Origin of the sequence: Salmonella sp. WC3 (genome assembly GCF_042932255.1) — a bacterium.
Lineage (GTDB): Bacteria > Pseudomonadota > Gammaproteobacteria > Enterobacterales > Enterobacteriaceae > Salmonella > Salmonella enterica.
The window spans coordinates 1334019-1347590 of the sequence record NZ_CP170629.1 but is presented as its reverse complement, the minus strand read 5'-3'; the positions used below and the strand labels follow the sequence as shown (position 1 = coordinate 1347590).

Annotated in this window: 10 protein-coding genes; 3 read left to right on the top strand and 7 right to left on the bottom strand. The window is 54.1% G+C overall.

Annotated features, from left to right (window positions below; translation table 11 throughout):
• Positions 1-413: 413 nt before the first annotated feature.
• A complete protein-coding gene (hemB, locus tag ACFK9X_RS06290; protein ID WP_151115886.1) occupies positions 414-1388 on the top strand; it encodes a porphobilinogen synthase in 975 nt (324 codons plus the stop codon).
• A 103-nt stretch (positions 1389-1491) separates the two neighbouring features.
• Here hemB and prpE read toward each other — a convergent pair whose 3' ends face one another.
• The 4 genes from prpE to prpB form a co-directional block, all read right to left on the bottom strand.
• Positions 1492-3378, bottom strand: coding sequence for a propionate--CoA ligase (gene prpE, locus ACFK9X_RS06285; RefSeq protein ID WP_151115885.1), 1887 nt, complete (start codon positions 3376-3378; stop codon positions 1492-1494).
• Between the two features lie 40 nt (positions 3379-3418).
• Entirely contained in the window at positions 3419-4870 is a 1452-nt protein-coding gene (locus ACFK9X_RS06280; protein ID WP_151115883.1) for a bifunctional 2-methylcitrate dehydratase/aconitate hydratase, read from the bottom strand.
• 37 nt (positions 4871-4907) lie between these two features.
• Positions 4908-6077 carry a 2-methylcitrate synthase gene (gene prpC / locus ACFK9X_RS06275; RefSeq protein ID WP_000132743.1) on the bottom strand — a complete coding sequence of 390 codons (1170 nt, stop codon included), beginning with the start codon at positions 6075-6077 and terminating at the stop codon, positions 4908-4910.
• A gap of 122 nt (positions 6078-6199) precedes the next feature.
• Positions 6200-7087: a methylisocitrate lyase gene (gene prpB, locus ACFK9X_RS06270; RefSeq protein WP_151115881.1), complete on the bottom strand. Its 888-nt coding sequence runs from the start codon at positions 7085-7087 to the stop codon at positions 6200-6202.
• A 265-nt stretch (positions 7088-7352) separates the two neighbouring features.
• Here prpB and prpR point away from each other — a divergent pair, with 265 nt between their 5' ends.
• A complete protein-coding gene (gene prpR, locus ACFK9X_RS06265) occupies positions 7353-8978 on the top strand; it encodes a propionate catabolism operon regulatory protein PrpR (RefSeq protein WP_000205277.1) in 1626 nt (541 codons plus the stop codon).
• Between the two features lie 135 nt (positions 8979-9113).
• On the opposite strand, the gene yahO is transcribed toward prpR, so the two are convergent.
• Positions 9114-9389 (bottom strand): DUF1471 family periplasmic protein YahO, encoded by a 276-nt coding sequence (gene yahO, locus ACFK9X_RS06260; protein ID WP_000848026.1) that lies wholly within the window; start codon positions 9387-9389, stop codon positions 9114-9116.
• Between the two features lie 231 nt (positions 9390-9620).
• Between yahO and ACFK9X_RS06255 the strand changes: the two genes are divergently transcribed.
• Complete coding sequence (locus ACFK9X_RS06255) at positions 9621-10253, top strand: LysE family transporter (protein WP_151115879.1); 633 nt, start codon at positions 9621-9623, stop codon at positions 10251-10253.
• Between the two features lie 38 nt (positions 10254-10291).
• Here ACFK9X_RS06255 and foxA read toward each other — a convergent pair whose 3' ends face one another.
• Both foxA and foxR read right to left on the bottom strand, forming a co-directional pair.
• The gene (gene foxA / locus ACFK9X_RS06250; protein ID WP_151115877.1) at positions 10292-12400 is read right to left on the bottom strand and encodes a ferrioxamine B receptor FoxA; all 2109 of its coding nucleotides are present in this window, start codon (positions 12398-12400) and stop codon (positions 10292-10294) included.
• Between the two features lie 145 nt (positions 12401-12545).
• Entirely contained in the window at positions 12546-13550 is a 1005-nt protein-coding gene (gene foxR, locus ACFK9X_RS06245) for a ferrioxamine uptake transcriptional regulator FoxR (protein WP_000074601.1), read from the bottom strand.
• Between the last annotated feature and the right edge of the window lie 22 nt (positions 13551-13572).

The window sequence follows — 13572 nt, the reverse complement described above, 5'->3', positions numbered from 1 at the left end:
CTAAAAGGTTCAATTATTCTTTATCCTCAGTCCGGATTCGGACATGAATTAAAAAGACGTAATAAAAGGAAGTTTTATAATTGAAAAGCATTCTTTTTCATGACCTTACAAGAAAATAAAAAAACAAAATACATATAAGATAAATATAGATTAAAGAAAAACAAAATAAACATGAATAATGTTAAAACCCACATTTACTTAAATGACGATGAAATAAAACTAAAAACAACGTAAAACTAATTCTTATTTAAAATGATATAGTGCCTGAGGTATTAATCTTCGGTATATAAAAGAAGCGCCATGTTCCGCCGCCGCCGGGGCTGCGCCTGCTACGTTAAGGACCGTTTTCGTAAAACATCTGCCTGCAGATTCAGGTATACTGGGCCTTCGATTCCACAAACATCAGGCAGACCATGACAGACCTTATCCATCGCCCTCGCCGCCTGCGCAAATCCGCTGCGCTGCGCGCTATGTTTGAAGAGACAACACTTAGCCTGAACGACCTGGTGTTGCCGATCTTTGTTGAAGAAGAACTCGACGATTACAAAGCTATTGATGCCATGCCCGGCGTAATGCGTATCCCGGAAAAGCAGCTGGCGCGAGAGATTGAACGTATCGCAAATGCTGGCATTCGTTCCGTTATGACCTTCGGCATTTCTCACCATACTGATGACACCGGCAGCGATACCTGGAAAGAAGACGGTCTGGTGGCAAGAATGTCCCGCATCTGTAAGCAAACCGTGCCGGAGATGATCGTCATGTCCGACACCTGCTTCTGCGAATACACCTCGCACGGCCACTGCGGCGTGTTGTGCGAACACGGTGTGGATAACGATGCGACGCTGGCCAACCTCGGCAAGCAGGCCGTTATCGCGGCGGCGGCTGGAGCAGATTTTATTGCGCCCTCCGCGGCCATGGATGGACAAGTCCAGGCTATCCGCCAGGCGCTGGATGCCGCCGGTTTTACCGATACGGCAATAATGTCCTACTCCACCAAGTTCGCCTCTTCTTTCTACGGCCCTTTCCGTGAAGCAGCGGGTACCGCGTTAAAAGGCGACCGCAAGACGTATCAAATGAATCCGATGAACCGCCGTGAAGCGATTCGCGAATCACTGCTCGACGAAGCCCAGGGCGCGGATTGCTTGATGGTGAAACCGGCCGGCGCGTATCTGGACGTGCTGCGTGAAATCCGCGAACGCACAGAGTTGCCGCTTGGCGCTTACCAGGTGAGCGGTGAATACGCCATGATTAAATTTGCTGCTATGGCTGGCGCCATCGATGAAGAAAAGGTCGTGCTGGAAAGTCTGGGCTCGATTAAACGCGCCGGCGCCGATTTGATTTTCAGTTACTTAGCACTGGATCTGGCTGAGAAAAATATTCTGCGTTAATTCTGTTACAGGGCGGCGCGCTGCCGCCCTTTCCCGACTTTACACCCCACTATTCAGTCGCTGAGTCTAACCCGTTGCCGAACGCGGCTTATCCGGCTTACGGCTATTCTTCGATCGCCTGGCGAATTTGCTGCAACGACGAGGGATCGTCAATGGTTGTCAGATCGCCCGGATCGCGGCCTTCGCAGATCGCCTGGATCGTGCGGCGAAGCATCTTTCCGGAACGCGTTTTGGGGAGCTGCGAAACAAACCAGACATGCGCCGGACGACCAAAGTGACCGATCTGGTTGTCCACCAGCGCCATGATCGCTTTTTCCTCGTCGCGCGCCGCCTCGCGATCCGCCAGCGTATCGCTCTGCTTCGGAATGACAAACGCCACCGCTACCTGCCCTTTCAGAGCGTCTTTTATCCCCACTACCGCCACTTCCGCTACGTTCGGGTAGCTGGAGATACTTTCTTCTATTTCTCGCGTCCCCAGCCGATGACCCGCAATATTAATCACATCATCGGTACGGCCCAGAATAAAGTAATACCCCTCGGCGTCGCGGATTCCCCAGTCGAAAGTGGCATAAACCTTACGGTTAAACAGCGACCAGTAAGTCTTCACAAAACGCGCATCGTCGCCCCAAATAGTCTGAATACAGCCCGGCGGCAGCGGCCCTTCGATCACCAGCATGCCTTTTTCATTTATGCCGCAAGGTTCGCCGGTGACTTCATTGAGTAGCTGGACGTTATAACCGTACATCGGCACCCCCGGGCTTCCCAGACGCGACGGCCTGTCGTCCAGCGCGCGGGCCAGCGCCATGATCGGCCAGCCGGACTCCGTCTGCCAATAATTGTCGATAACCGGTACGCCCAGCGTCTCCGTTACCCAACTGGCCGTCGGCTCGTCCAGCGGCTCACCGGCCAGATAAAGCGCCTCCAGCGAGGAGAGATCGTGATTGCGGATTTGCGCCGTCGGGAATTTTTTCAGCACGCGAATCGCGGTCGGAGCGGAAAACATCCGGTTAACCTGGTATTTCTCGACAATTTTCCACCAAACCCCGCAGTCCGGGTACGTCGGCAGTCCTTCGTAAACAATAGTCGCCATGCCTGCCAGCAACGGCGCGTAAACGATATAGGAGTGGCCGACGACCCAGCCGATATCCGATGCGCAAAAGAATACGCCGCCCGCCTTGCCGCCAAAAATGGTGTCCATCGAGGTTGCCAGCGCCACCGCATAACCGCCGACGTCGCGCTGGACGCCTTTCGGTTTGCCGGTAGTGCCGGAGGTGTAAAGAATGCACGAGGTTTCGTTGGATTCCAGCCACGCCACCGGCACGCTCGCACCGAGATGCTGCTGGCGCAACGTGGCAAAATCCAGATCGCGCCCATCCACCCATGCCATTTTCGCCAGCCCTCTGTCCACCAGCAGAACGTGTTTCGGCTGATGCTGCGCCTGCGCAATGGCGTCATCAAGCAGCTTTTTATACGGCAGAATTTTACCGCCCCGCGCTCCGGCATCCGCCGACACAATCAGCGTCGGTCTGGCATCGTCAATGCGCGCCGCCACGCTGTGCGAGGCAAAACCGCCAAAGACCACCGAATGGATCGCGCCAATGCGCGCGCAGGCCAGCAGGGTTATCTGCGCTTCGGCAATCATCGGCATATAGACCAATACGCGATCGCCACGCTGCACGCCCAGCGACAGCAACATGGCGGCCACAATGTTGACTTCATCATGCAACTGGCTGAAGGTAAATGTGCGCTCTTCATCGGTCTCTGATGAGACGGCAATCAGCGCCAGCGCCTCCGGCTGTTTATCCAGCCAGCGGTCGACGGCGTTATGACATAAGTTAGTGGTGCCGCCGCAAAACCAGCGGGCAAATGGTGGACGGCTATGATCCAGCGTCTGCGTAAACGGCTGTCGCCAGTCGATACGCCGGGCCTGCTCGGCCCAGAACGCCTCCGGTTCGTTAATGGAACGCTGATAAAATTCGCTAAAAGACATCACGCTCTCCTGTTGAACTTACGCCTTACTGCTGGCTGGCTCAGATGACATATAAATCGAGGTATTCGTTAACCGGCATCTGCTCCAGGCGGGCTCTGTCCAGGGAGACATCCAGAATGCGTTGCTGCTGGCGAGTCGGGAACTGACGCGCCAGGTTAATTTTAAATTTTTCGATAAGCTTCGGAATACCGTCGGCGCGGCGACGCGCATGACCAATCGGATACTCCACGACAACCTCGCCAAAGCGTGAGCCATCAGTAAACTCCAAGGTGATCGCATTGCCGATAGCTCGTTTTTCCGGGTCGTGATAGTCGGCGGTAAAAGCCGGGTCCTCATAACACATGATTTTCTCGCGCAGGGCGTCAATACGCTTGTCCTGCGCCACCTCGTCTTCATAATCCGCCGCGGTTAACCGTCCGAACAGCAACGGCACGGCGACCATATACTGGATACAGTGATCGCGGTCCGCCGGGTTATTGAGCGGGCCTTTTTTATCGATAATGCGAAGACAGGCTTCGTGGGTACGGATGGTCACTTTCTCGATATCCGCTGCCGTTTTACCCGCGGCCTGCATCTGCTCATACAGCGTCATCGCCGCTTCGACGGCGGTTTGCGAGTGGAATTCTGCCGGGAAAGAAATTTTGAACAGCACGTTTTCCATCACGTAGGAGCCGTAAGGACGCTGGAAACGGAACGTTTCACCTTTGAATGAAACGTCGTAGAAGCCCCATGTTTTGGCGGTGAGCGCCGAGGGATAGCCCATCTCGCCGGTTTTCGCCATCAGCGCCAGACGTACCGCGCGCGAAGTCGCATCGCCCGCCGCCCAGGATTTGCGCGTACCGGTATTCGGCGCATGACGATAAGTGCGCAACGACTGCCCATCCACCCACGCCAGCGATACCGCGTTGAGGATCTCATCGCGCGTCAGCCCCAGCATTTCAGCGACCACCGCAGTCGAGGCCACTTTCACCAGCAGTACATGATCAAGCCCGACACGGTTGAAGGCGTTTTCCAGCGCGATGCAGCCCTGAATTTCATGGGCTTTGATCATCCCGCTCAATACCTGTTTCATGGTCAGCGGCGCTTTGCCGGCGGCGACGGCGTTGCGTGACAGCCAGTCCGCGATCGCCAGAATACCGCCGAGGTTGTCGGAAGGATGGCCCCACTCGGCGGCAAGCCAGGTATCGTTAAAATCGAGCCAGCGGATCATCGCGCCAATGTTAAAGGCTGCCTGTACCGGATCGAGCTGGAACTGGGTGCCCGGCACGCGTGCGCCGTTGGGCACCACCGTGCCTGGCACGATCGGCCCAAGCAATTTTTTACAGGCCGGGTATTCCAGCGCTTCCAGACCACAACCGAGCGTGTCGAGCAGGCAATAATGCGCGGTGTCGTACGCCACCTTTGAGGTGATCTCGTAATTCATAACGTAATCAACGATATCAACGATTTCACGGTCAAAGTCTGGGCGAACGTTCGAAATATGTGCGGACATAGGGTACAACTCCTGTTTTTATATTTAGAGGTTTTAATTAGCAACGCTTTTCGATCGGCACAAACTGGCGATCGTCCGGGCCGGTATAATTGGCGGAAGGACGAATAATTTTGTTGTCCTGACGCTGTTCAATAATGTGCGCCGCCCAGCCGGTAACGCGGGCGATGACAAACAGCGGGGTGAACATTTCGGTAGGGACGCCCATCATGTTGTAGGAGACCGCCGAAAACCAGTCGAGATTCGGGAACATCTTTTTGGTCTCCCACATCACCGTTTCCAGACGGTCGGCGATGTGGTACATCTTCAGCGAGCCGCCTTCTTCTGAAAGCTGTTTCGCCACCCGTTTGATCACCTGATGGCGCGGGTCGGCGATGGTGTAAACCGGATGTCCAAAGCCAATCACCACCTCTTTGTTTTCCACGCGTTTACGGATATCCGCCTCTGCCTCGTCCGGCGTTTCATAACGCTGTTGAATTTCCAGCGACACCTCATTCGCCCCGCCGTGTTTCGGGCCGCGCAGCGCGCCAATCGCGCCGATAATCGCGGAGTAGACATCCGAGCCGGTTCCGGCAATCACCCGGCTGGTAAACGTCGAGGCGTTGAACTCATGCTCGGCATACAGCACCAGCGAAATATGCATCGCCTTTTCCCAGCTTTGGGTTGGCTTTTCACCGTGCAGCAGATGCAGGAAATGGCCGCCGATGGAATCATCGTCGGTTTCCGGCTGAATACGTTCGCCGTTGTGGCTGTAGTGATACCAGTAAAGAAGGATAGAGCTGAGCGAGGCCAACAGCTTATCGGCAATATCGCGCGCGCCGGAGACGGTATGTGCCTCTTTTTCCGGCAGGGTGCAGCCCAGCGCGGAAACGCCGGTACGCATCACGTCCATCGGGTGCGAGGCCGCCGGTAACGCTTCCAGAACGGTACGGACATTGGCGGGTAATCCGCGCAGCGCTTTTAATTTGCTTTTATACGCGTTCAGCTCGTCGCGGGTCGGTAATTTTCCGTGGATCAGTAAATGCGCGACTTCTTCAAATTCGCAGTGCTCCGCCAGATCGAGAATGTCGTAACCGCGATAGTGCAGATCGTTACCGCTTTTTCCCACGGTACACAGAGCGGTATTTCCGGCAGGTACGCCGGAAAGCGCGACTGATTTTTTAGGCTTAATGACATGCGTGTTGTTTTGCAGGATCGTCGTGTCTGTCATATTGTCCTCGTCATTATTGTAATGTGTAGGGTATTGAGGCGTGTAGGCCGTACCGTAGGCGGGTTAAACGTAGTGCCATCCGGCATTGCCTGATGGCGCCTTCGCCTTATCAGGCCTACAGGCTACGATTTTTTATTCCTGTACAGCGCGTCCAGCTTCTCTTCGAACTGGTAGTAATTGATGCTTTCGTACAGCTCGTTACGGGTCTGCATGATGTCGATCACGTTCTTTTGCGTCCCTTCCTGGCGCAGCACGGTATAGACTTTTTCTGCGGCGCGGTTCATGGCGCGAAACGCCGACAGCGGATAGAGCGCCATCGCCACGTTTGCGCTGCGCAACTCGTCGGTCGTAAACAGCGGCGTCGCGCCAAACTCAGTGATGTTGGCGAGGATCGGCACCTGCGCCACGTCGGCGAACCGGCGGAACATCGACAGTTCGGTGATCGCCTCCGGGAACAGCATGTCTGCCCCCGCGTCCACGTAAGCCTGCGCGCGATCGAGAGCCGCCTCCAGCCCTTCCACCGCCAGCGCATCGGTACGCGCCATGATCACAAAGTTCGGATCGGTGCGCGCATCCACTGCCGCCCGAATTCGGTCTACCATCTCCTCTTTCGAGACGATCGCTTTGTTTGGACGGTGTCCACAGCGCTTAGCGCCAACCTGGTCTTCAATATGCAGCGCGGCGGCACCCGCTTTGGCTATGGACTTTACCGTCCGCGCGACATTAAAGGCGGAGGAGCCAAAGCCAATATCCGCATCTACCAACAGCGGCAGCGGACAAACATCCGTGATGCGCCGGATATCGGTTAACACATCATCCAGCGTCGAAATCCCCAGATCCGGCAGTCCGAGCGAGCCCGCCGCTACGCCGCCGCCAGAAAGATAGATAGCCTGATACCCGGCCCGTTGGGCCAACAGAGCATGGTTGGCATTGATAGCGCCGACAATTTGTAATGGATTCTCTTTAGCGAGCGCGGCGCGAAATGCCTGCCCCGGCGAATGTAAAGACATATCTCGTCCTCATGTTAGTAAATTGTTACTCAGGATGTATTCACCAAAGCAAAGGCTATGCCAGGCAAAGAGGCAGCGAGAAAATTAAATACAATGAGATTTAAAAACAGGTAATTACAGTCATTCCTGTTATGAATAAGCGCGATTAAGGGAAAAGAAAAACGTGTCAGCTAACGTTTCATGAAACGAATCGCTCTGTTTCATTGCAACATTTATGAAACACATTTAAAACAAAAAATCGCCCCTTAAAGATGAACCTACTGCGATGACGACTGCCCACAGCGCTCCGCGCGATAATAGCGATAAACCGGTGATCTGGACGGTCTCCGTAACGCGTCTGTTCGAACTGTTTCGGGATATCAGCCTGGAATTCGATCATCTGGCGACCATCACGCCTATTCAACTCGGCTTTGAAAAGGCGGTGACCTACATTCGCAAAAAACTGGCGACCGAGCGCTGCGACGCGATTATCGCGGCGGGTTCGAATGGGGCCTATTTAAAAAGCCGCCTGTCAATACCGGTGATCCTCATCAAGCCCAGCGGATTCGATGTATTACAGGCGCTGGCGAAAGCGGGAAAGCTCACCTCGTCTATCGGTATCGTGACCTATCAGGAGACCATTCCGGCTTTACTTGCCTTTCAGAAAACGTTTCACCTCCGTCTTGAACAGCGAAGCTATGTCACCGAAGAGGACGCGCGCGGGCAAATTAACGAACTTAAGGCCAACGGTATTGAGGCCGTCGTCGGCGCGGGATTAATTACCGATCTGGCGGAAGAAGCGGGAATGACCGCCATCTTTATTTATTCCGCGGCGACCGTTCGTCAGGCTTTTCATGATGCGCTGGATATGACCCGTCTGACACGGCGCCAGCGCGTGGATTACCCATCCGGCAAGGGATTACAAACCCGGTATGAACTGGGCGATATACGCGGCCAGTCGCCGCAAATGGAGCAGCTCCGCCAGACGATTACGCTCTATGCCCGCTCCCGTGCGGCAGTGCTGATTCAGGGGGAAACAGGGACCGGAAAAGAGCTGGCGGCGCAGGCGATTCACCAGACGTTTTTTCACCGCCAGCCTCACCGTCAGAATAAGCCATCCCCTCCCTTTGTCGCCGTCAATTGCGGCGCGATTACCGAGTCGTTGCTGGAAGCGGAACTGTTTGGTTATGAAGAGGGGGCGTTTACCGGTTCACGACGAGGAGGCCGGGCGGGGCTGTTTGAAATCGCACACGGCGGCACGCTGTTTCTGGATGAAATCGGCGAAATGCCTTTGCCGTTACAAACCCGACTTTTGCGCGTACTGGAGGAAAAAGCCGTCACTCGCGTCGGCGGACACCAGCCGATCCCGGTGGATGTCCGGGTGATCAGCGCTACGCATTGCGATCTGGATCGGGAGATAATGCAAGGACGTTTTCGCCCCGATCTCTTTTACCGCCTGAGTATTCTGCGTCTGACGCTTCCTCCTTTGCGCGAGCGGCAGGCTGATATTTTGCCGCTCGCGGAAAGCTTTTTAAAACAGTCGCTGGCAGCGATGGAAATTCCGTTTACCGAATCGATACGTCATGGATTGACACAGTGTCAGCCGCTTTTGCTGGCCTGGCGCTGGCCCGGTAATATTCGCGAACTGCGTAATATGATGGAGCGCCTGGCGCTTTTTTTAAGCGTCGATCCCGCGCCAACGCTGGACAGGCAATTTATGCGGCAGTTATTACCTGAGCTTATGGTGAACACAGCAGAGCTGACGCCTTCAACCGTGGATGCGAACGCGTTACAGGATGTACTGGCGCGCTTTAAGGGCGATAAGAGCGCCGCGGCGCGTTATCTGGGGATTAGCCGCACCACTCTGTGGCGTCGTTTAAAAGCTGGTGCCAAAGACCAGTCGGATAATTAAGACAAATGACCGCGTCCTGAATGCCTGATGGCGCTACGTTTACTGCAGGCCGTCATCCGGCAAAACGGATGCCGGTTGCCAGGAATAAATATACCCGCCGGAAACCCAGGCGGGTATTTTTATGATGCAACGCTTTTATTTCTTTTTATAAATATCAGCCGTACCATGAATTTTATTTTCTGTCTGCCCGGACGTCAGCACCACCACATCCGCCCCTTTTTCATCCGCCTTTTTGATTAAATCTTCTCTGGCGTCCAGCGGCGACATTTCCCCGGTGGTGGAAATCGTGCCAATTTTCGTGTATTCGGAGGCGACTTTATCAAAGTCCGTTTTTTTCATGATTTCTGCGGCATAAACGTTTGTCACGACAAACGCTAATGCGCCAAGCATAACCTTGTAGCCAGTTTTCATAGCAAAACCCTCGTTTTATTATTACGCCATCATCGCTTTATCAGAACAAAAAGGCCGTTCGGACTGATTAAATAAGTAGTGTAGATTGCTGGAAAAATCCAGTCAGCCCCCGCTCAGTCGGCGTAACAACGCGGATTAAAACGCCCCTGCTTTGTGATCTCACTCGCAATCATCTGGTTTGACTATTAATAAGATGAACGTTATTTCTTGAGGCTATGGGAAGAGTTGTCTATGGAGCCGTTTCATGCCGTTGTGCTTACCGTCAGTCTGTTTGTGTTAACCTTTTTTAATCCCGGCGCGAATCTGTTTGTGGTGGTGCAAACCAGCCTCGCATCAGGACGCCGGACGGGAGTCATCACCGGCCTGGGCGTCGCCACGGGAGACGCCTTTTATTCCGGGCTGGGGATTTTCGGTCTGGCGACGCTCATTACGCAATGCGAAGCGGTATTTTCTCTTATCAAAATTGTCGGCGGCGCCTATTTATTATGGTTCGCCTGGAACAGTATTCGTCACCAGGCGACGCCGCAAATGAGCACGCTCCAGACGCCAATTGCCGCCCCGTGGACAATTTTCTTTCGCCGGGGATTAATGACCGATTTATCCAATCCGCAAACCGTACTGTTTTTTATCAGTATTTTTTCCGTAACGCTTAGCGCAGAAACGCCCACATGGGCAAGATTAATGGCCTGGGCCGGAATTGTGCTGTCATCCGTTATCTGGCGTATTTTTCTCAGCCAGGCCTTTTCGCTTCCCGCAGTCCGCCGCGCTTATGGGCGTATACAGCGCATTGCCAGCCGTGTTATCGGCGCCATTATCGGGATGTTTGCGCTCAGACTTCTCTATGAAGGCGTGACGCACCGCTAGTTTGCCCGGTAGCCTTTGCTACCGGACGATAAGCGTTATCAAAACGCCCATGACACGCTGCCTACAATGCTACGCTCGGCGCCAAAATAACAATAAGAGAGCGAATTACAGGCAGCGACATAGCGTTTGTCCGTCAGGTTATTTACGTTGAGCTGGGCGCTCAAGCCATTTAACCCAATGCTGGATAAATCATACCCAACCACCATGTCGACCAGTGTATAGGACGGCAAGGTGTGGGTATTCAGGCGATCGCTGGTCACGCCGTTGACGTACCGGATGCCGGAGCCCAAAGTCATCCCCTCTAACAGACCGCTTTTCACATCGTAGCTTAGCCAGGCGCTGGCCTGGTTCCGTGGAGCATAAACCGCGCGCTTACCCTGTTCTTGCGGGCTACTTTTCTTATAACGGATATCAGTATAGGTATACGCCGCCTGCAAACGGACGCTATCCGACAAATGGCTAATGGCCTCCAGTTCCACCCCTTTAGACTCAATTTCACCAATCGAGCGGTACGGATCGGTAGGTTCTTCTTTGGTCGCGATATTGGTCTGGTTAATACGATACACGGCGGCGCTAAACTGGCTGTTCCCCCCCAGCGGTTCGTATTTTACCCCCGCCTCCCACTGCTTGCCTTTCATCGGTTCCAGCACATTGCCGTTTTCGTCGGCGAAGCTGGTCGGCGTAAACGCGATAGAATAACTGAGATAGGGGGCGACGCCATTGTCGAACAGATAAAGCAACGCAGCACGGGTACTGACGTTGTTTTTATTGAGATCACTGCGTGAATCATGAAGTTTGTCGATGTTAGACACGCTGACCCGATCGTAACGACCGCCCAACGTAAAGCGCCAGCGATCCCATGACATCTGATCCTGTAAATAGTATCCGGTCTGCCGCAGCTTATGTTTTTCACGGCTATACAACGTAATGTAATCCGGCTGAGCGCCATAAACAGGGTTGAAAGCATCAATCGGCGGAAACGCGCCATAATAGCCAGTAGTATGATTACTGCGATCCTGATAATCGATCCCCACCAGCAGACGATGATTAATCGCCCCGGTATCCACGCTGCCGTCGAGCTGATTATCCAGCGCGATAGCCGACATTTTCTCCCCGGAGCCGGAATAGCCGCGATTCAGCGCCGTTTCATTCAACCAACCTGCGGCATAGACCTGATTCAACGTCACTTTGGTATGCAAATAGCGCAATTTTTGCCGTACCGACCAGCCGTTATCGAACAGATGCTCAATGTTATAACCCACCATATTTTCACGGCGATCGTATTTGTCGTAGTCATCTTCACCTTCAAAGAAAGTGTTAGAAATTTTTCCGCCGTTATAAGGTACAACCGTGCCTTGATAAGGCAGTCCGGAGTGGCTACCGCCTTCCGGATCACGGTGCAGATAGGCCATAAGATCAAGACGCGTCCGATCGGTAATTCGCCAGGTCAGGCTCGGCATCAGCGCATAACGTTCCTCTTTCAAGGGGGTAAACTGCGAATCGGCGTAACGTGTCATGCCGCTAAGACGCGCCGCCACACGTTCATTGTCATCCAGTGGGCCGGTCACATCAAAAGCCGCCCCGCGCTGGTTGTTATTGCCGGCAAACAGCTTCACTTCTCCTCCGGCATCAAACGCCGGTTTTCGCGACGTCAGCGCGACAATGCCGCCTGGCGATGAACGTCCATACAGAACGGACGCCGGGCCGCGTACCACCTCGATATCTTCCAGAAACCAGGGGTCAACCACCAACGAACTGTGCGAATTGGTGTCGCCCATCATTTTTAACCCGTCGAGATAGACGTTATCCAGACTACCGTCCGAAAAACCACGCAATACGATGTAATCAAAGCGGTTAGAGGCGCCTATCTGGTTACTGTATACGCCTGGGGTGTAGCTGACCGCCTGACGCACGCTGGTTGCGCCCTGCTCTTCAAACTGCTGGCGGGTAATAATGGATACCGACTGCGGCGTTTCAATATCTGGCGTCGCCAGCTTGGTCGCGCCACTCTGAACGGGCGAGGTGACAATGACGGTATCATTTTTTGTGGTTTCCTGGGCAAAAAGAGGAAAAGTCGCGCCGCCGATAGCTCCGCCTATCAATAGCGCCATACGCGTTGTCGCAAACATGAACATCTCCAAAGGCATCTTTATTGTAAATAAGAATTATTACCTTTTAGAGATAACGGACCACTATGCGTAACGCCAGATTGCCTATGAGCAATGATAAAAAATCACCCAAAGCGGCAGAAAACCGGGTTAGCAGCGGATATTACCGCTCTGGCGGGGCGCGTTACGCACAGTGGCGGGACGCCGTCAGAGACGCGTCACGCAGCTCGCCGGGCGAGCAACCATAACGCCGACGAAATGCCGTCGCAAAGTTTGTGGCATGTTGATAGCCTGACATCCAGGCGGCCTGCTGCACGCTGTATCCCTCCATCAGATAACGACGCGCGCGCGCCAGGCGGCAATCACGCAGATAATCAAACACGGTACACCCATAGGCATGGCGAAACTTGCACCGCAGGCTACTTGGACTCATTGCCGCCCGACGCGCCAGTTCGTTCAGCGTGTAGGCTTTTTCCGGCGTCTGCTCCAGTAAACGCCGAATGAGCTCCAGCCGCTGATATTCACCGGTGACGGGAAGCCCGCGTTTTTGCGTTGCGGGCTGACATAGATTTAGCGCATAGCCCAGTAATTGCAGCATGATGCCTTCCAGCATTAACTGGCGTGACGCAGCATGGGGTCCGGGCTGCTGCGCATAACGTAGCCCCGAAAGCAGAAACTCCGGCACCTGCCAGACCCTCGCCGAGGCCGCGCTATTTTCCCACTCGTCTGCCAGCGAGACAGGCAAACGCTCCCGCCATCCGCCGTCCGGGTACATTCCCAGCGACAAGGTGCGCAATTTGCTGTCTGCGCCGTGATGGGCGCGTATTGTCTGCTGCTCACTCAGTTGAGAGCAAAACGCCATCCCCGCGCTCAACAAAAAGGTCTGCTCATTGACAGCCAGCGCGACGTTACCTTCCAGCACCACCAGCATATACAGAGGACTACTATGGCGAGAGGTAGTTTCATAAGGTTGTAATACGTGAACATCCGAGCGTGTAATGCAAATCCCGCCGGGAAGCGCTATCTCTTCGATATCGCCATGAAGTACGGGACTACTCTGCGTATACTGCGGTAACGCAGGGAAGCGGTAATCAATGCCATAACGCTCGCCAAACGCGATGAAGTCGCTGACGGAAAAGATCTTTTTCATCGCCGGGGCGGCGGAAGAGTGACAGGAGATCGGAGACATTATCAATACCGTTTATCTGCGT

Coding starts and splice junctions, on each gene's coding strand:
- hemB (WP_151115886.1), top strand. CDS start 414: ATGACAGACCTTATCCATCGCCCTCGCCGCCTGCGCAAATCCGCTGCG.
- prpE (WP_151115885.1), bottom strand. CDS start 3,378: ATGTCTTTTAGCGAATTTTATCAGCGTTCCATTAACGAACCGGAGGCG.
- ACFK9X_RS06280 (WP_151115883.1), bottom strand. CDS start 4,870: ATGTCCGCACATATTTCGAACGTTCGCCCAGACTTTGACCGTGAAATC.
- prpC (WP_000132743.1), bottom strand. CDS start 6,077: ATGACAGACACGACGATCCTGCAAAACAACACGCATGTCATTAAGCCT.
- prpB (WP_151115881.1), bottom strand. CDS start 7,087: ATGTCTTTACATTCGCCGGGGCAGGCATTTCGCGCCGCGCTCGCTAAA.
- prpR (WP_000205277.1), top strand. CDS start 7,353: ATGACGACTGCCCACAGCGCTCCGCGCGATAATAGCGATAAACCGGTG.
- yahO (WP_000848026.1), bottom strand. CDS start 9,389: ATGAAAACTGGCTACAAGGTTATGCTTGGCGCATTAGCGTTTGTCGTG.
- ACFK9X_RS06255 (WP_151115879.1), top strand. CDS start 9,621: ATGGAGCCGTTTCATGCCGTTGTGCTTACCGTCAGTCTGTTTGTGTTA.
- foxA (WP_151115877.1), bottom strand. CDS start 12,400: ATGCCTTTGGAGATGTTCATGTTTGCGACAACGCGTATGGCGCTATTG.
- foxR (WP_000074601.1), bottom strand. CDS start 13,550: ATGTCTCCGATCTCCTGTCACTCTTCCGCCGCCCCGGCGATGAAAAAG.